Annotated in this window: 17 protein-coding genes; 5 read left to right on the top strand and 12 right to left on the bottom strand. The window is 41.5% G+C overall.

What is annotated here, in order from left to right; translation table 11 throughout:
- Window positions 1-224 precede the first annotated feature (224 nt).
- Window positions 225-1,802: a DEAD/DEAH box helicase gene (locus B7708_RS01715; protein ID WP_084973291.1), complete on the bottom strand. Its 1,578-nt coding sequence runs from the start codon at window positions 1,800-1,802 to the stop codon at window positions 225-227.
- A 348-nt stretch (window positions 1,803-2,150) separates the two neighbouring features.
- On the opposite strand from B7708_RS01715, the gene B7708_RS01720 reads away from it, so the two are divergent.
- From B7708_RS01720 to B7708_RS01740, 5 genes are all read left to right on the top strand, one after another.
- Window positions 2,151-3,467: an FAD-containing oxidoreductase gene (locus tag B7708_RS01720; protein ID WP_084973293.1), complete on the top strand. Its 1,317-nt coding sequence runs from the start codon at window positions 2,151-2,153 to the stop codon at window positions 3,465-3,467.
- Window positions 3,468-4,070: 603 nt separating this feature from the next.
- Window positions 4,071-4,826: a hypothetical protein gene (locus B7708_RS01725; protein WP_084852572.1), complete on the top strand. Its 756-nt coding sequence runs from the start codon at window positions 4,071-4,073 to the stop codon at window positions 4,824-4,826.
- Window positions 4,827-5,122: 296 nt separating this feature from the next.
- Window positions 5,123-6,466, top strand: a complete 1,344-nt coding sequence (gene murT / locus B7708_RS01730) for a lipid II isoglutaminyl synthase subunit MurT (protein WP_084973295.1) — start codon at window positions 5,123-5,125, stop codon at window positions 6,464-6,466.
- The gene (gene gatD, locus B7708_RS01735) at window positions 6,466-7,248 is read left to right on the top strand and encodes a lipid II isoglutaminyl synthase subunit GatD (RefSeq protein ID WP_084973297.1); all 783 of its coding nucleotides are present in this window, start codon (window positions 6,466-6,468) and stop codon (window positions 7,246-7,248) included. The genes murT and gatD overlap by 1 nt, the downstream gene beginning before the upstream one ends.
- A 127-nt stretch (window positions 7,249-7,375) precedes the next feature.
- A complete protein-coding gene (locus tag B7708_RS01740) occupies window positions 7,376-8,458 on the top strand; it encodes a M24 family metallopeptidase (protein ID WP_084973299.1) in 1,083 nt (360 codons plus the stop codon).
- A 40-nt stretch (window positions 8,459-8,498) separates the two neighbouring features.
- Here B7708_RS01740 and B7708_RS01745 read toward each other — a convergent pair whose 3' ends face one another.
- The 11 genes from B7708_RS01745 to B7708_RS01795 form a co-directional block, all read right to left on the bottom strand.
- Window positions 8,499-8,960, bottom strand: coding sequence for an ECF transporter S component (locus B7708_RS01745; RefSeq protein WP_084973301.1), 462 nt, complete (start codon window positions 8,958-8,960; stop codon window positions 8,499-8,501).
- Window positions 8,941-9,711, bottom strand: coding sequence for a bifunctional hydroxymethylpyrimidine kinase/phosphomethylpyrimidine kinase (locus tag B7708_RS01750; protein ID WP_084973303.1), 771 nt, complete (start codon window positions 9,709-9,711; stop codon window positions 8,941-8,943). The genes B7708_RS01745 and B7708_RS01750 overlap by 20 nt, the downstream gene beginning before the upstream one ends.
- Complete coding sequence (gene truA, locus B7708_RS01755) at window positions 9,701-10,450, bottom strand: tRNA pseudouridine(38-40) synthase TruA (RefSeq protein ID WP_084973305.1); 750 nt, start codon at window positions 10,448-10,450, stop codon at window positions 9,701-9,703. The genes B7708_RS01750 and truA overlap by 11 nt, the downstream gene beginning before the upstream one ends.
- A gap of 99 nt (window positions 10,451-10,549) precedes the next feature.
- Window positions 10,550-11,701, bottom strand: a complete 1,152-nt coding sequence (locus B7708_RS01760) for an MFS transporter (RefSeq protein ID WP_084973307.1) — start codon at window positions 11,699-11,701, stop codon at window positions 10,550-10,552.
- 112 nt (window positions 11,702-11,813) lie between these two features.
- The gene (locus B7708_RS01765) at window positions 11,814-12,437 is read right to left on the bottom strand and encodes a Pr6Pr family membrane protein (protein WP_084973309.1); all 624 of its coding nucleotides are present in this window, start codon (window positions 12,435-12,437) and stop codon (window positions 11,814-11,816) included.
- 2 nt (window positions 12,438-12,439) lie between these two features.
- Window positions 12,440-12,778: a zinc ribbon domain-containing protein YjdM gene (locus tag B7708_RS01770; protein ID WP_001061600.1), complete on the bottom strand. Its 339-nt coding sequence runs from the start codon at window positions 12,776-12,778 to the stop codon at window positions 12,440-12,442.
- 210 nt (window positions 12,779-12,988) lie between these two features.
- Window positions 12,989-13,507, bottom strand: a complete 519-nt coding sequence (locus tag B7708_RS01775; protein WP_084973311.1) for a Dps family protein — start codon at window positions 13,505-13,507, stop codon at window positions 12,989-12,991.
- A 149-nt stretch (window positions 13,508-13,656) separates the two neighbouring features.
- Window positions 13,657-15,438, bottom strand: a complete 1,782-nt coding sequence (locus tag B7708_RS01780) for an ABC transporter ATP-binding protein (protein WP_084973313.1) — start codon at window positions 15,436-15,438, stop codon at window positions 13,657-13,659.
- A gap of 8 nt (window positions 15,439-15,446) precedes the next feature.
- Entirely contained in the window at window positions 15,447-17,183 is a 1,737-nt protein-coding gene (locus tag B7708_RS01785; protein ID WP_084973315.1) for an ABC transporter ATP-binding protein, read from the bottom strand.
- A 178-nt stretch (window positions 17,184-17,361) separates the two neighbouring features.
- Entirely contained in the window at window positions 17,362-18,120 is a 759-nt protein-coding gene (gene tpiA / locus B7708_RS01790; protein WP_000087893.1) for a triose-phosphate isomerase, read from the bottom strand.
- A gap of 96 nt (window positions 18,121-18,216) precedes the next feature.
- Window positions 18,217-18,894, bottom strand: coding sequence for a DnaD domain-containing protein (locus B7708_RS01795; protein ID WP_000220738.1), 678 nt, complete (start codon window positions 18,892-18,894; stop codon window positions 18,217-18,219).
- Between the last annotated feature and the right edge of the window lie 4 nt (window positions 18,895-18,898).

The following is an 18,898-nucleotide window of genomic DNA, read 5'->3' on the forward strand; positions in this document are numbered from 1 at the left end:
AATTATCTGAAAATTGCTTATTGAATTGCAATTTTTAAAAGCGAAAATATTTTATAAAAATAGCAATTTTTTATTGACATTCTGTTTGGATTTTTATATAATAATATTATAAGAAGATGGATTAAAGTTCCCCTTCCCATCTCACCTTTCCTTTACTTTTATACATCTTCTTTTACTATCGGTCTCCTTATATAAAAAAGCGATTCATTTTGAACCGCTTTTTCTTATTTATCGCCCTTGTTACGAATAACAAAGCCTGTTTTCTTTTCGCTTGAAGTGTTGCGAGGTTTTTTATTGTCTTTATTACGGTAACGTCTGTCTTTATCAAAACGATCGTTTCCACGACTACCTTTCTTGAAGTCATCACGACGACCATTGCCACGGCGATCGCGGTCTCGACGGTCGTCCCCACGACGGCCTCCTCGACCTCCCTTACCTTTACCACCAAAGCCATTACCTGATGGTTTAAATGGCAGTGGTTTTTCACGCGCAATCTCCACTTCAGGAAGGCTGTCTGGATCTTGGACTGTCAGGCTCAAGATATACATAGCCAGTTCTTCTGGACTAAATTCGGCAGCTAACTTACGAGCATCTTTAGCAAATTTCTCAAAGTTCCCACGAATTGCTTCGTCTGCGAAGTCTCGTTCGATTTTCTTGAGAGCCACTTGTTTCTTAGCTTGGAAGGCTTCTTCTGCTGTTGCTGGTTTCAAGCCTTTCATGCGTTTCTTAGTCAAGTTTTCGATGATTTGGAGATAACCCATTTCATTTGGTGCTACGAAAGTAATAGACTGACCTGACTTACCAGCACGACCTGTACGGCCAATACGGTGAACATAACTTTCAGGATCTTGTGGAATATCGTAGTTGTAGACATGAGTCACACCTGAAATATCCAAACCACGAGCTGCTACGTCTGTCGCAACAAGTACATCAAGGTTCCCATTTTTAAAATCACGAAGGACGCGGAGACGTTTATTTTGGTCCAAATCTCCATGAATCCCTTCTGCACGGAAGCCACGGATTTTAAGTCCACGAGTCAATTCATCCACACGGCGTTTGGTACGACCAAATACGATAGCAAGCTCTGGTTGTTCCACATCCATGAGACGCGTCATAGTATCAAATTTTTCTTGTTCCTTGACACGGATATAGTATTGGTCTACTAGTTCTGTAGTCAATTCTTTAGCAGCAATCTTGACATGCTCAGGTTCTTTCATAAACTGAACACCGATACGTTTGATAGCATCTGGCATGGTTGCTGAAAAGAGCAAGGTTTGACGATTTTCAGGGACACGGGAAATGATGGCTTCAATGTCTTCAAGGAAGCCCATATTGAGCATTTCATCCGCTTCGTCAAGGATAAGAGTTTCAATATCTTGTAATTTCAAGGCCTTGCGTTTAATCAAATCCAAGAGACGGCCTGGTGTTCCTACAACGATATGGGCACCAGATTTAAGAGCCTTGATTTGTTTTTCAATGCTGGAACCACCGTAAACTGAGCGAACTTTCACTCCTTTGCTACGGCCAAAGCGGAAGAGTTCTTCTTGGCTTTGAACAGCGAGTTCACGAGTTGGAGCGATGACCAAGGCTTGGATGGTCGCTTCTTCTGTACGGATTTTTTCAAGGGTTGGCAAGCCAAAGGCTGCAGTTTTTCCTGTACCTGTCTGAGCTTGACCGATAACGTCTTTTCCTTCGAGAGCCAAGGGAATGGTCTGCTCTTGGATAGGACTGGCTTCTACAAATCCAGCTTTTTCAATCTCTGCTAGCAATTCAGCAGACAAGTTAAATTCATTAAATTTCACGTTATTCTTCTTTCTAAAGGTGGTGCGAAGCCACCCTATAGCGCGTAGTTTATACTTTTCTTTTCATGACGTATCTTCATCTAAAAATGAGATACCATGTTGCTTCTTTTCCACGAAAGAAAAGTACTAGTTCTTTGCAACCTATCTAGTATAACACAAGAGAGAGGCAAAAGATAGTAGAATCCATTAGGAAAATCATGTAAACGATTTTCTAATAGTAAAGTGGCCTGAAACTGGTTTTTCAAAGGATTTGAAGGGAGCATTTCAAGCTCACTTCATTTCCCGTAGCAGATTTGTGCAAAAAGTGTTTTCTTATGCTAGAATGAAAATCGAATAGGAGGACTATAAATGTTAACATATGATTTAATCGTTATTGGATTTGGTAAAGCTGGGAAAACACTAGCCGGTAAATTAGCTTCAGCTGGCAAAAAAGTTGCTCTCGTTGAACGTAGCAAAGCTATGTACGGCGGAACTTGTATCAACATCGGATGTATCCCAACTAAAACTTTGCTAGTTGCTGTTGAGAAAAACTTGTCTTTTGAAGAAGTCATTACTACTAAAAACACTATCACTAGTCGCCTCAATGGTAAAAACTATGCTACTGTTGCTGGTACTGGCGTCGATATCTTTGATGCGGAAGCCCACTTCCTTTCAAACAAAGTCATCGAAATCCAAGCTGGTGATGAAAAACAAGAATTGACTGCTGAAACTATCGTTATCAACACTGGTGCTGTTTCAAACGTCTTGCCAATCTCTGGACTTGCTACAAGTAAGAATGTCTTTGACTCGACTGGTATTCAAAACTTGGACAAACTGCCTGAAAAACTTGGAGTCCTTGGTGGCGGAAACATCGGTCTTGAATTTGCTGGTCTTTACAACAAACTTGGAAGCAAGGTTACCGTCCTAGATGCCTTGGATACTTTCCTTCCTCGTGCAGAACCTTCCATCGCAGCTCTTGCAAAACAATACATGGAAGAAGACGGTATTGAATTGCTTCAGGACATTCGTACAACCGAAATCAAAAACGACGGTGACCAAGTCCTTGTCGTAACTGAAAAGGAAACTTACCGTTTCGATGCTCTTCTCTACGCAACTGGACGTAAGCCAAACGTAGAACCACTTCAACTTGAGAATACCGATATTGAATTAACAGAGCGTGGTGCTATCAAGGTCGATAAACACTGTCAAACAAACGTTCCTGGTGTCTTTGCAGTTGGGGATGTCAACGGTGGACCTCAATTCACTTACATTTCACTTGATGACTTCCGTGTTGTTTACAGCTACCTTGCTGGAGATGGTAGCTACACTCTTCAAGACCGTCTCAATGTGCCAAATACCATGTTCATCACACCTGCACTTTCACAAGTTGGTTTGACTGAGAGCCAAGCAGCTGATTTGAAACTTCCATACGCTGTTAAGGAAATTCCTGTTGCTGCAATGCCTCGTGGTCACGTAAACGGAGACCTTCGTGGAGCTTTCAAAGCAGTTGTCAATACTGAAACAAAAGAAATTCTTGGAGCAAGTATCTTCTCAGAAGGTTCTCAAGAAATCATCAACATCATCACTGTTGCTATGGACAACAAGATTCCTTACATTTACTTCACAAAACAGATCTTCACTCACCCAACCTTGGCTGAAAACTTGAATGACTTGTTTGCGATTTAAGTTGAGACTTCTTGGTATCTCACAGCCCTCATCGGGCTGTTTTTGTTTCTGCGAAATCTCAAATCTATCTTTTCCCTCTTTTATGATATAATGTCCAAACTTTACTTAGCAGTCCTAATTATATATTGAGTCTCAGGTCACTCTTTCAAATATCAGCAATACATATGACTTTGAATAACTCGCTTCAGCTCATCGTTTTATGGGTAATTTAAAAAGTATATTTTGCAATGATTGTTTCATGCCTAATTAGTAAATTATCCACTCTTTGCGCGGGTCGTATGTGTATTTTCATCGTTTGTGGAAAGGTTTTACCGTTTGCAAATTGATGGCTAAGTCGATATATTTTTTCTTCTCAAATATTTTCCAAATCATTTAATCTTTTTAAAGATAAGAATCACTTTCTAATCAATCAAAGGATACTTCAAATTTCTTCATTCTTGATAATATGAGCAATACTCTGCAAAATGTTTAAACTTTATCATTGTAAAAAATATCGAAAGAAATCCCATATTACATTAGTATATATTTGGTATGGGATGAAATTGACTTTCGAAAACATTAACTATATAATGTCTGTAAACAAGAAATAATGAGGTAACGATTATGAATAAAACAGAATTACTGTTACAAAGACTAGATGATATTGGTCAGTCTCTAAAAGATTCTAGACAAGCACTAGCTTTGCTGGCACTTGGTTCTTGCGGAGTAGAAAGAGACCGATTGGATCAATACTCAGATTTGGATTTTTTTGTTATTGTAAAAGATGGCTACAAGCAGGCCTATATACAGGACCTAACTTGGTTAAGTAATCTAGAACCAATTGCATTTCACTACCAAAATACAGTGGACGGACATAAAGTTCTATTTGAAGATGATGTTTTTTGTGAATTTGCTGTCTTTGAAGCTCATGAACTAGTAAACATTCCCTTCGCTGAAGGCAAGATTGTCTGGAAGGAGGTCGGTTTTGATGAAACAATCTGCCGGCCACAAAGATTGCCATCAAAAGAAAATAGAGACCGTGAATGGCTGTTGGGAGAAATTTTATGCAATCTATATATAGGACTAGGTCGCTATCAACGAGGCGAAAAATTGGCTGCTTATGATTTCATTCAAAACAGATCCGTCAAGCTTTGGACCGAACTAATCAATTTGGAAAAAACTTCTAAATCTGATTTTATAGATATTTTTAACAGCAACAGAAGATTTGAAAAAGGTTATCCAAATGAGGCCAAACAATTGCCTCACTTCTTGCAAGGTTACGAACGAATTTCTGAATCTGCTCAGGCACTCCTAGAATATCTTGATAAACACTATCCTCTTAACGCATTTATAAAAGAAAAAATTCGTAATTTATTATAAAAGAGACTTTCCAAAAAATGATCTAAATCCCAAAAGTTAGGTATCTTTGTCAGTTATAATGGATTAATGAAATTTTAAAACCTGTAGAGGATAATCGATGTCCTCTCCTTTCTTATGTTCAGAGTAAGAAAGATTTATTTCTTAAAGTTGCCAAAGTTATCAAATCCAAAGATATTGTATTTGATTGGTTTGGTTTAATCAGAACCTAAAAAGCACTTCTAAGGTTACTTCTTTAGTTGATCTTAGAGGTTACTTTAGTTATTGGACTGCTGGGCGCAGTATGATATAATAGAAACATGAACTTAAAAACTACTTTGGGCCTTCTTGCTGGGCGTTCTTCTCACTTCATCTTGAGCCGTCTTGGCCGTGGAAGTACGCTCCCAGGAAAACTCGCCCTTCAATTTGATAAAGATATTTTACAACATCTAGCTAAGAACTACGAGATCGTCGTGGTCACTGGAACCAATGGAAAAACCTTGACAACTGCCCTCACTGTTGGCATTTTAAAAGAGGTTTATGGTCAAGTTCTGACCAACCCAAGCGGTGCCAACATGATTACAGGGATTGCAACAACCTTCCTAACAGCCAAATCTTCTAAAACTGAGAAAAACATTGCTGTCCTCGAAATCGACGAAGCCAGTCTTTCTCGTATCTGTGACTATATCCAGCCTAGCCTTTTTGTCATCACTAATATCTTCCGTGACCAGATGGACCGCTACGGTGAAATTTACACAACTTATAAGATGATTTTGGATGCCATCCGTAAGGTGCCTACGGCTACTGTTCTTCTAAATGGTGATAGCCCCCTTTTCTACAAGCCAGCTATTCCAAATCCTGTAGAGTATTTTGGTTTTGACTTGGAAAAAGGGCCAGCCAAACTGGCTCACTACAATACCGAAGGAATCCTCTGCCCTGACTGTCAAGGCATCCTCAAATATGAACTCAATACCTATGCTAACTTGGGGGCCTATATCTGTGAAGGCTGCGGATGCAAACGTCCTAATCTCGACTATCGCTTGACAGAACTGGTTGAGTTGACCAACAATCGCTCTCGCTTTGTCATTGACGGACAAGAATACGGCATTCAAATCGGTGGACTCTATAATATCTACAATGCCCTTGCTGCGGTTGCCATCGCCCGTTTCCTCGGTGCAGATTCGCAACTCATCAAGCAAGGATTTGACAAGAGCCGTGCTGTCTTTGGACGCCAGGAAACCTTCCATATCGGCGACAAGGAATGTACTCTCGTCTTGATTAAGAATCCAGTCGGTGCAACTCAAGCTATCGAGATGATAAAACTAGCTCCTTATCCATTTAGCCTTTCTGTCCTTCTCAACGCCAACTATGCTGATGGGATTGATACTAGCTGGATCTGGGATGCGGACTTTGAACAAATCACTGACATGGACATTCCAGAAATTAACGCTGGTGGTGTTCGTCATTCTGAAATCGCACGCCGTCTTCGAGTGACTGGCTATCCAGCTGATAAAATCACTGAAACAAGCAATCTGGAGCAAGTTCTCAAAACCATTGAGAACCAAGACTGCAAGCATGCCTATATCCTGGCTACCTATACTGCTATGCTTGAATTCCGCGAACTGCTGGCTAGTCGTCAGATTGTTAGAAAGGAGATGAACTAATGGTTTATACTTCACTTTCCTCAAAAGCTGGCAACTACCCTTATCAGCTCAACATTGCCCACCTCTATGGAAACCTCATGAATACCTACGGGGACAATGGAAACATCCTCATGCTCAAGTATGTGGCTGAAAAACTGGGGGCTCATGTAACAGTTGACATCGTTTCTCTCCATGATAACTTTGATGAAAATCACTACGACATCGCCTTTTTCGGTGGGGGTCAAGACTTTGAACAAAGCATCATCGCAGGCGACCTGCCTGCTAAAAAAGAAAGCATTGACAACTACATCCAAAACGACGGAGTAGTTCTAGCCATCTGTGGTGGTTTTCAGCTACTGGGCCAATATTATGTTGAAGCTTCAGGCAAACGCATCGAAGGGCTCGGTGTCATGGGCCACTACACCCTCAACCAGACCAATAATCGCTTTATCGGTGACATCAAGATTCATAATAAAGAATTCGATGAAACCTACTATGGCTTTGAAAATCACCAAGGCCGTACCTTCCTCTCAGATGACCAAAAACCGCTGGGACAGGTTGTCTACGGGAATGGAAACAACGAAGAAAAAGTCGGCGAAGGGGTTCATTATAAGAATGTCTTTGGTTCCTACTTCCACGGACCTATCCTCTCTCGCAATGCCAATCTAGCTTATCGCCTAGTCACTACTGCCCTCCGGAAAAAATACGGTCAGGATATCCAACTCCCTGCCTATGAGGACATTCTCAGCCAAGAAATCGCTGAAGAATACAGCGACGTGAAAAGCAAGGCAGACTTTTCTTAAAGAAATGAAAGCTATATCAAAGAACTCCCCTATCTTGTCGGAGTTCTTTTTGCCTGCTATTTTACCCTTCTCCCTTGCATTTTCTCTCTTTTTTTGCCAAAATAGAGGGGTAGAAAGAAGGTAGCATATGTCTAAATTACAACAAATCGTAACATATCTTGAATCAGAAAAACTAGACGTCGCTGTCGTATCTGACCCCGTCACTATTAATTACCTCACTGGCTTTTACAGTGATCCCCATGAACGCCAAATGTTCCTTTTTATCTTAGCGGACCGGGAACCTCTCCTCTTTGTCCCAGCTCTTGAAGTAGAACGTGCAAGCAACACTGTCTCTTTCCCAGTTGTGGGCTATGTGGATTCTGAAAATCCATGGCAAAAAATCAAAAACGCTTTGCCTCAAATTGATTTCAAACATGTCGCTGTTGAGTTTGACAATCTCATCTTGACCAAATACCATGGTTTGAAAACAGTTTTTGAAACTGCTGAGTTTGAAAACCTCACTCCTCGCATCCAACGCATGCGTCTCATCAAATCAGCTGACGAAGTGCAAAAAATGATGGTTGCAGGTCTCTATGCTAATAAAGCTGTCAAAGTTGGTTTTGACAACATTTCTCTTGATAAGACTGAAACAGATATTATTGCCCAAATTGACTTTGCCATGAAACGTGAAGGCTATGAAATGAGCTTTGATACCATGGTCTTGACTGGCGATAACGCTGCAAATCCGCACGGAATTCCTGGTGCAAACAAGGTTGAAAATGATGCTCTTCTCCTCTTTGACCTCGGTGTTATGGTCAATGGCTATGCATCAGATATGACTCGTACAGTCGCTGTCGGCAAACCAGACCAATTCAAGAAAGATATTTACAACTTGACCCTTGAAGCCCAACAAGCTGCCCTTGACTTTATCAAACCGGGGGTGACTGCCCATGAAGTGGACCGCGCTGCCCGTGAAGTCATTGAAAAAGCTGGTTATGGTGAGTACTTCAACCACCGTCTCGGTCACGGTATCGGTATGGATGTCCACGAATTCCCATCCATCATGGAAGGAAACGACATGGTCATCGAAGAAGGCATGTGCTTCTCTGTTGAACCTGGTATCTATATCCCTGGTAAAGTCGGTGTCCGCATCGAAGACTGTGGTGTTGTTACCAAGGATGGCTTTGACCTCTTTACAAGCACCAGCAAAGATTTGCTTTATTTTGATTAAAACCAAACAAGCAAAAAGTCAGCTATTAGAGCTGACTTTTTTATTTTATCTTTTTAATACTTTTATTGAGAAGAAAGCCTACAACCATTCCAATAAAATTCTGCAATAAATTATGAGGAACATCGGCCAAGGCTATTCCCCAACCTTTCATCCAAGCGGTAGCAAACGCATATCCAGCTACCATGATAATAGTTGCCAAAAGCAATCCAAGCCACTGCCATTTCCCTTTAAAGCCTGCAAAATATCCCTGCAAACCATGGAAAATCAAACTAAAGAACATCCAGTGAGGATAACCTGAAATAAGGTCAATGATAAAACCTCCTAAACCTCCAACGATACCTCCTTCACGTCTCCCAAAATAAAAGGCTGTAAAGAAAATTCCAGTATCCAAAAAAGTTAATATTCCTGTTTGGGTTGGGATTTTTACAATATAACCCAAAACTACTGATAGGGCTGTTAAGATTGATACAAGGGCGATTTTATTAGTTTTGATTTGCTTCATATTGTCTTACTCCATATTGATCTGCTTGTGCAATAGCACGGTAAACGAAAGCTTTAGAACTCTCTACTGCTGGTAAAAGTTCATCTCCTTTAACCAAGTGACTGGCGATGCTTGAGGCAAAGGTACAACCTGCACCAGCATTTTGACCTTGGCTAACAGGATTTTCTAGAACTGTAAAATTTTGTCCATAATAAAAGACATCCACAGCCTTGTCCTGACTAAGGCGATTACCTCCCTTGATAATGACTGCTGGCGCTCCTAAATCATGCAATTTCTGCGCTGCAGCTTTCATATCTTCCAAAGTTTTGATCTCCTGACCCGCTAACAATTCTGCTTCAGGAAGATTTGGCGTAATCACACTGACATGAGGGAAAAAGCGAATCAACTCTTGGCAGAGCTCACTAACAGCCACGTCGTGCGTTTCCTTGCAGACCAAAACGGGGTCCAATACCACAGGCACTCCTGGACGTTGCTTGATAAAGTCCAATGCCCTCTCAGCCACACTGACAGTAGGAAGAAGGCCAATCTTAATCCCTGCAAACTCGACATCACGTAAGCTATCCAATTCATGTTGGAAAATAGTATCATCCGTAGGGAAGACTTCAAAACCCTTTTCGGTCAAGGCCGTCAAACAAGTCACTGCAACAAAGCCATGCAAACCATTTAAGGTATAGGTGGCAAGATCAGCTGACAAACCACCACCACTAAAAATATCATTCCCAGAAAGGGCTAAAATACGATTATTCTTCATAACGAATCTCCTTTAAATACAAGCCATTCGGTGCAGCCGTGGGACCTGCAAGTTGCCTGTCCTTCTTCTCCAAAATCAAGTCAATCTGCTCAACTGGCATTCGATTATTTCCGATTTTGAGCAGCGTCCCCACCATATTGCGAATCTGCTTATACAAGAAACCATTTCCTGAAAAGGTAAAGATCAAAAACTGCCCTGTCTCATCGATTGTTAGACTTGCTTCTGTGATGGTGCGAACCTTGTCCTCTACACTGGTACCAGATGCTGTAAAACCGGTGAAATCATGGGTTCCCTCTAGCTTTTTGATTGCCGCCTGCATCCGTTCCACATCGAGTGGATAAGGAAAGTGAGTGGCATAGTGACGACGCATAGGATTTTTGGGACGCCCCCTATCCACGATAAACTCATAGGTCTTGCTATGCTTAGCATAACGGCAATGAAAATCATCTGCCACAACCTCAATCAAAATAACATCGATATCTTCAGGCGACTGGGTATCCAGAGCAAAACGGAGTTTCTCCTCATTCATTTGATAAGGCAGATCAAAATGAATGACCTGCCCCAGGGCATGAACCCCACTGTCTGTCCTACCAGCACCGTGGACAGTAATGGCTTGCCCCTTATTGAGTCTCGTTAAGGTTTTTTCGATTTCCTCCTGAACGCTCCGCGTATGAGGCTGGCGCTGAAAACCGGCAAAGGCAAAACCATCATAAGAAATAGTTGCTTTATATCTTGTCATAACTTCTATTTTATCAGGAAATAAAAGTGTAAACAAGTTTAAAAACCAAAAATTGTATGGGTACAAAATTCCCGAAAAGAAAAACTTAGGAAATCAATCCTAAGCTTTCTTTCGAAGAGGAACCATGACAAATACGGAAGTCACTATTAACCAGCATCCTAGAATGGTGAAGACCAGCATCCCGTTTTGAGTGACCATACCGACAGCTCCCAAGATGAATGGTGTCGTAAAGGCTCCAAAGCTGCATCCTAGCACTGCAAAAGATGTTGCCTGATTAAGGAGGTTAGCTGGGATTCTTTCAGAAAGAAGCTGAAAGACTGTGGTCAAGGCTATACTGTATGCAAAACCTGCCACAACACTTCCTACTACCATCACACCCAATGACGGAGACAAGGCAATCACAATCTGCCCTAATCCAAAGGTAATGCCTGACCAAAGGAGCAATCTTTCTTTAAAGAGAGAAATCAAGAAAGAAAAACTCACGCCAGCCACAATCCCAATCAACTGCATGACACTAAGAACAAAACTAGATAATTGAGCATCCCCTAGACCTCTTTCCACCATCAGACTAGGAATACGAATGGTGATAGCTGTATTGGTGCAGACAACAACTGCTGCTTCGACAGCCAATAGAAAAATTAAGCCTTTCATCTGTCCTGTCAAACGAGTCGTTTCGGCCTCTTTTTTCTTTGTTTCTTTCTTTTCTTTCCCATAAGGGACAAAGAGCAGATAAAGAATCAATACTAAAAATCCCGCACTGTAGGCCAAGAAGGTCACTGTCCATCCCAAGGATAAGAGTTGACCTACCACTAGAGTCAAAATCGACGCTCCGACAACTTCTGCTGATCCGCGAAGACCCAACATCTGGATCCGTGTCTTTCCATGATAGCGTTCGCTGATGATGGAAATAGCCTTGGCATTGATCATCCCAACACCCAAACCAAATAAAATCCGCATCGCAAAGACAAAGTTGTAATCCTGATACCAGAAAGGGGCTGTCCCCCCGATAGAAAGGATGAGAAGGCCCAGACTAATCTGAAGACGTTCAGGAAACAAACGCTCTAGCACCCCGTTTAAGACTAGCATAATCATAATCCCAAAAGAAGGGAGACTGACTAGGAGCTCGATTTGTTCTTTGGGATAGCCCTGATAGTAGTCAAACATGGCTGGTAAAGCACTTGATATGGAAAAGGAGGTAATCAAAACGAGGGAGAGGGCCAAAATACTAGCCCGTTCTAAAAATTGTTTCATGAATTTTCTTTCTGTATATTTCTCACTGTTGATCCTTTTAAAAGGAAGAGGGCAAGAAAAGAAGGAGCCCGATTGAACTAAAGACTCCGTCCTAATTTCCCTTATAGGAAGACTATTTTCGCTTGATTTGCTTGATCAGATAGAAGATAAAGCCTGCAACCATATAGGCCGCAAAAATGATCAAACACCATTTGATAACCACGTCCCAACCCTTGTTCACATTTAAAAAGAAATAAGGGAAGGGATTGTCCTTGGAATTCGGAATATTGAGTTTTAAGACCAGTCCGTTAAACAAGGCAAAAATCATATAAACCAAGGGCAAGATGGTCCACAAGACTGGATCCCAGATCTTGTATTGACCCTGTTTATCAAAGAAGAGGGTGTCGGCTAAAAACCAAAGTGGAACGATATAGTGGCAAAGGAAATTTTCCACACGGTAAAAGTCTGTCGCGATCGGAGCAAGCATAAAATGATAAATCACACAGGTAATCATGATACTCATGGTAACGCCACCCTTGAGACGAAGCAAGGTCGGACTTTGCCAATTTTCACCTGAACGGCTCATCACACGGAGCAAATAGCCCGTGAAAATCGTTACCAAAAGATTAGACAACACAGTGTAGTAAAGGAGCATACCAAAACCACCGTGCTTGGTAATCTCCAAATAAACTCCTGTAAATGCTGCTAAGAACAAGAACACACGACTATAAAAGATAAATTTATAATTCAGTTTCATGGCTAGATTTTCTTAACAAATTCTGACTTGAGTTTCATAGCTCCAAAACCATCAATCTTACAGTCGATGTTGTGGTCACCTTCTACGATACGGATATTTTTAACGCGAGTTCCTTGTTTCAAATCCTTTGGCGCACCTTTTACTTTCAAGTCCTTGATAAGAGTTACAGTATCGCCGTCAGCCAATTTATTTCCGTTGGCATCGATAGCAACAACACCTTCTTCTACTTCTGCAACTTCTGCAGGATTCCACTCATAGGCACACTCTGGGCAGACCAAGAGACTTCCGTCTTCGTAGACATATTCTGAATTACATTTTGGGCAATTTGGTAAGTTGTTCATGGGTTCTCCTTATAACATTTCACTATTTTTTGACAATCAAAATTTCTCGAACAGCAACTATTATACCGTAAAATCCTACTTTTGACAATGTGTCCTAAGTATAGCAGACAAAAAAATCATGCAACTTTTTACAGTTACATGACTTTTAAAAGATGATTGATCATGGGCACTTATCAAGCACCTCATGATAAAAAGGGTAGCAACTATCTCTTACAAACCAGGAGCTTGTCCGAGTTCTGCCGCAAGCATCCAAACTGTTTTCTCAAGTTCAGCCTTAGCACCAACAAAGATATCGTTTGTAACATCATCGCCTTCTTCATCAGTCACATCCAAAGCTCTTTGGAAAAGAGCGATGAGGTAGCGGTAAATCGCTAGAACACGTTCCAAGCTTTCTTCAACATTACGGAATTCTCCTTCTTCTTCTTCGATTTCACTGTGTTGAAGGAATTCTGTCAAAGTTGAGTAAGGTTTGCCACCAAGGGTGATCAAACGTTCGCTGATTTCGTCAAGATAGCCATCAAGACTGTCCATGTATTCATCCATTTTTGGATGCCACACGAGGAAGCCCCGACCACGCATATACCAATGAACTTGGTGAAGGGCAATGTGTGCCACATACAAATCCGCTACTGCTTGGTTCAATACTTCCTTTGTTTTTGCCAATGCCACTGGCGCTACTTTAGATAATGTTGTAACGTCTTTTACTGCTTCTTTTTTCAATTCAACCATATTTCTTACCTCTTTCATTTTTTTATAACCATCTTATTAGTGGTTACAATATAAGTATACTACTACCAGAAAACGATAGCAAGAAAAGTGTACTATCTGAGAAAAGTTGCAATAGACTGATAATTTAAGAAAAATTTAGCTTTATTTTATTAGCTGACTTGATCAGATTTGCTCGAAAATTGGCTTTGATAAAGATTATAATAAAAGCCTTTTGCTTGGAGCAAGCTTTCATGGTTTCCCTGCTCAATAATCTGCCCATCCTTAAGAACGAGAATCTTATCTGCTTCTTGAATGGTCGAGAGACGGTGGGCGATGACAAAGCTGGTTCTTCCCTTCATCAACCGTTTCATAGCTTTTTGAATCAAGAGTTCCAAACGGGTGTCAACAGAGGAAGTCGCTTCATCCAAAATGAGAATTTTAGGATTGGCTAAGAGAGCACGCGCGATGGTCAAGAGTTGTTTTTGCCCGAGGGAAATATTGCTGGACTCTTGGTTCATCTCCATATTGTAACCACCAGGAAGAGTTCGAATAAAGTGGTCTACATTTGCTGCTTTGGCAGCTTCTATTATTTCTTCGTCACTGGCGTCAAGATTTCCAAAACGTAGATTTTCTTTGATTGTCCCTTCATAAAGCCAAGCATCCTGCAAGACCATCCCAAACTGACGTCGGTAGTCTTGTCGTGACAACTGGCGAATATCCTGCCCGTCAACTAAGATTGCACCTGCTGTAACATCATAAAAACGCATGAGTAGATTGATCAAGGTTGTCTTACCAGCTCCAGTCGGACCAACAATCGCTACCATCTCTCCTGGTTGAACTTCTAGATTAAAGTTTCGAATCAATGGTTTGTTTTCAACATACTGGAAATCAACCTGCTTGAATGTTACCTGACCTGTTAAGGGTTCAAGGATTTCGAGTTCTTCTCCTTCGACTTCCTCTGTCTCATCCAAGATCTCGAAGATACGATCGAGCGAAGACTTGGCACTTTGCATTTGACCCGCAAGTTGTGTGATGTTTTGGATAGGCTGGCTAACCTGCCAAACATACTGAACAAAAGCCTGCATATTCCCCACTGTCAAACGGCCCGCAATAACCTGCAAACCACCAAGAACTGCAACGATCAGATAGGTCAAGTCTGATACGGCATGAAGAGCTGGCATCATGAGTCCAGAGATAAAGCTGGCTTTAAAGCCAACACGTTGGAGGTCGTCCGTAATCTCAGAAAATTCTTTATGCGAAGTTTCCTCACGACCATAGAGTTTCAAAACATTAAAACCTGTGAGATTTTCCTGCACATAACCATTCATCCGTCCTAAAATAGCCGCCTGCTCTTTAAAATAAGGCTGAGAACGTTTCAGGATGCTTCTAGCACCAAAATAGGTCACTGGAATGGATAGAATCACCACTATAGCCAGCTGAAAGTTCAAGTATAATACCATTCCCATGACAAGGACAATCGTCAAAAGGGCATTGACAATTTGAAGAAAAGACTGCTGAAGGGCATTGGAAACCGTCTCAACATCACTGGTAAAGCGTCCCAATAAATCACCAAACTGGTGTTTGTCAAAGAATGACACAGGGATACGATTGATCTTTTCAGTCATTTCATTTCGCAGATCCTGGGTCATGGACTGGACCGCATTGGTCATGAAATAGTTGGAATAATAAGAACCAAGTTCATACAAAAGACCTCTAAAGAGGTAAATGATTAAAACCGTTCCGATGTAGCCAGTATTGATACTAGCACCTGAAAAGCCCTTAGCCATATCTAAGAGGTTTTTTGTCAACTCCGTAATGGCCAGCCCCAAGACAAAAGGCTCCAAGACACTCATGACCACACTCAAAACTTTTAGAAAGACTGCAAAAAAGACAGAAAAACGGTAGGTTTTCAAATAGCTCCACAAACGAGCCAAACTAGATTGTGTTTTCATATTTCCTCCTATTCTTCTGTTAGAGATGCATTTTTCAACTGCGACTCAGCAATTTCACGATAGATATCATTGGTCTCCATCAATTCCTCATGTCGACCGCGACCCACGATTTCCCCTTTATCAAGAACGATGATCTGATCCGCATCCATGATGGTTCCGACACGTTGAGCAACAATTAAAACTGTAGCATTCTGTGTTACTTCCTTGAGACGACGGCGCAAAATAGCATCCGTGCGATAGTCCAAGGCTGAGAAGGAATCATCAAAAATATAGATATCAGGATTCTTTATAACCGCTCGGGCAATTGATAGACGTTGTTTCTGTCCACCAGAAAGATTGCTTCCGCCTTCAGCTAGATGGGTCGCAAAACCTTCTTCTCGGCTATCGATAAAATCTTTAGCTTGCGCAACGTCTGCCGCCTGATTTAAGTCTGCAGAACTAGCGTCTTCTTTCCCATAGCGGATATTCTCAGCGATAGTTCCTGTAAAGAGCAAGGCCTTCTGCGGGATAAAACCAATCTTTTGACGGAGAGACTTGAGGCGGTAATCCCTCACATCAACACCATCAACCTTGATTTTCCCGAGTGTAACATCGTAAAAACGAGGAATCAATTGCACAAGAGAAGACTTACCCGATCCGGTCGAACCGATAAAAGCAATGGTTTCGCCTGGTTTGGCACAGAACGAAATATTGTGCAAAACAGGATTTTCCGTCTCACCTGGATAAGCAAAGGTGACATTTTCAAATTCCAAATAGCCGTGAGTTTCAGTTTCTCTGATACCTCCTTCATTTGGATCAATAGAAATCGGCATCTCCATGACTTCTTTCAAGCGTTCACTCGAAACAGCTGTACGGGGGTACATGGTGAAGAGATTGGATAGGAAAAGGAAGGACAAGAGGGCGTGAAAACTATATTCGATAAAGGCTACTAGATCCCCAATTTGCAAGCTTCCTTGTTTGATAGGGTCCAGAGCAAACCAGACAATAGCTACAATCATGGCAATGATAATCTGAACAAACAAAGGTTCCGTCAAACCGGTTAGTTTAAACAGACGATTGGAATTGGCTGCATAGACCGCATTTTGTCCTGCAAAACGTTCCTCTTGAAACTCCTCACGAGCAAAGGCACGAATGACACGGAGTCCCATCAGATTTTCCCTGGCATATTGGTTTATCTTATCTAAGGTAGCCTGCTGTTTCTCTGATAATGGTCGAGTCTTGACCGCTACATAAATGACCACCACGGCTAAGAAAGGTACTGCAAAGGCCACTATCCAGGCTAATGACGGACTGGTCAGGAAGATCATTAAGATACTAGACAGCATCATCATAGGAGTGATGACACCCAGTTTTAAGGTCTGTTCTGCAAATTGCATGAGAACAAAGGCATCACTAGTAATACGAGTAACCAGTGAAGATACTCCTATCTTTTCATATTCATGATGAGAATACTCTTGTAATTTGGCATAGAGATCATCCCTCATATCCTTGACCATATTGGTCGTCAGCTTACTAGCAGCATAGGCTAAGACTATACGCCCCAAGGTTCCACATAGGATAATCACCAGCATGATTGCCGCCCAAACATACAATTGATGTTCATTCCCTTTATTCACACCTTCATCAATCATCCGAGCCAGAACAGTTGGCAAGCCAAGATTGACGACAACAAAGAAAACCGCTCCAAAGAAATCCATGAATAACCACTTGGGGTATTTTTTCAAATAAGACCAAATATAGAGCATAACTCCCCCTTTCATAACCTTTTGATACAGAAAAGAGCGCGCATCCGCACGCCTTTCCTTCCCTAAGGAACTTCCCTAGTCGGAAAAATTCCTCTTTCACAAGAATACTCCAAGTAAAAACAAGACAGGCAGTCAAAGTTACCTGATACTTTTGACTGTCTGTCTGGAAAAAACTAGATTATTTTACAAAGTCAAGCAATGCCAAGAAGCTTTCAGCTTCAAGTGACGCACCACCAACAAGGGCACCGTCAACGTCTGGGCAAGCCATGTATGAAGCAACGTTCTCAGGTTTAACTGAACCACCGTATTGAACACGAACTTTGTCCGCAACTTCTTGACCGAAGTCAGCCGCTACAACGTCACGAACAACTTTACACATTTTTTGTGCATCGTCTTGTGAAGCTGATTTACCAGTACCGATAGCCCAGATTGGCTCATAAGCGATAACTGATGCAGCAACTTGTTCAGCTGTCAATCCAGCCAATGCAGCAGATACTTGAGCACCTACGAATTCAGCAGCTTTACCAGCTTCGTAAGTTTCAAGTGACTCACCACAACAGATGATTGGAAGCATACCGTTCGCAAAGATTGCTTTTGCTTTTTTGTTGATATCTTCGTCAGTTTCATGGAAGTAGTCACGGCGTTCTGAGTGACCGATAACAACATAGTCAGTACCGATTTCTTTCAAAACTTGTGGGCTTGTTTCACCAGTGAAAGCACCTGCATTTTCAAAGTAGCAGTTTTGAGCAGCAACTTTAAGGTTTGAACCTTTAGCAGCAGCAAGAACAGTTGTCAAATCAAGAGCTGGAGCTGCGATACCTGCTTCAACAAGGTCTGATGAAGGAAGTTTTGAGGCAACGGCTTCAACGAATGCTTTTGCTTCTTCTGGATTTTTGTTCATTTTCCAGTTCCCAGCGATAAATGGTTTACGTGACATTTCACATACCTCTTTTTTCATTTTATTTTCTATTATTTTATCATATTTATAAGGAGCTTGCAAATCTTACTCTAATTTACAAGATTTTTCAATCGGCTACTCTTGCCACAAATTCATGGCATCAAGGAAATCAGCCGAAGCCTGAACTTGCTTAGGATTGTTTGCTTCTCTCTCTGCTCGTTTGGCCTCCACCTGAGCTACAGACTGGATGCCTTCATGGCGCCAGTTTCGTAGGATTGCCTGAATATATTTCCAGTTTGGCTTGCCATTGAGAACGGCCTCTCGGAGAGCCTCCTTAATCAAATCCGCCTTAACTCCGTCTTCTTTGACGGTCTTGGAAAGATCCTCGATTTCAAACGGTGTTAGCAAGCGTCCCAATTCCTGCTGAAAAGTTTCAACCAGATCCTTCAATTGATTTTGTGGATTTGGGGTAGTTGCAGCTGGAGTCTGGCTGTCCAACAAGTTATCCAAGCGTTCAAAGGCCAAACTAGCATCAAAAATAAGCTCAATTTCCCCATTTAGTTCAATCGTTCGATATTGTAGTAGCCCATTTTCAGTCAAGTTTGAAATGGATTGGTTGACATCTGCAAGTTCTTTTCCAATAGTTTCTGCAATTTGGCTTGGCGATAGCTCATCCAAAGCAGATGTATTTTGTAGATAGAAAAATTGCCAGACGAGAAAATCATCACTGGAAGGAAAGAGTTCCTTAAAATGCAAGAGCAGGGCACTTGGCAAAACCAAGTTCCCTGATTTAAAAGCGTCAAAATATGTCATAATT

Origin of the sequence: Streptococcus oralis subsp. dentisani (genome assembly GCF_002096615.1) — a bacterium.
GTDB classification, from domain to species: Bacteria; Bacillota; Bacilli; order Lactobacillales; family Streptococcaceae; genus Streptococcus; species Streptococcus oralis_U.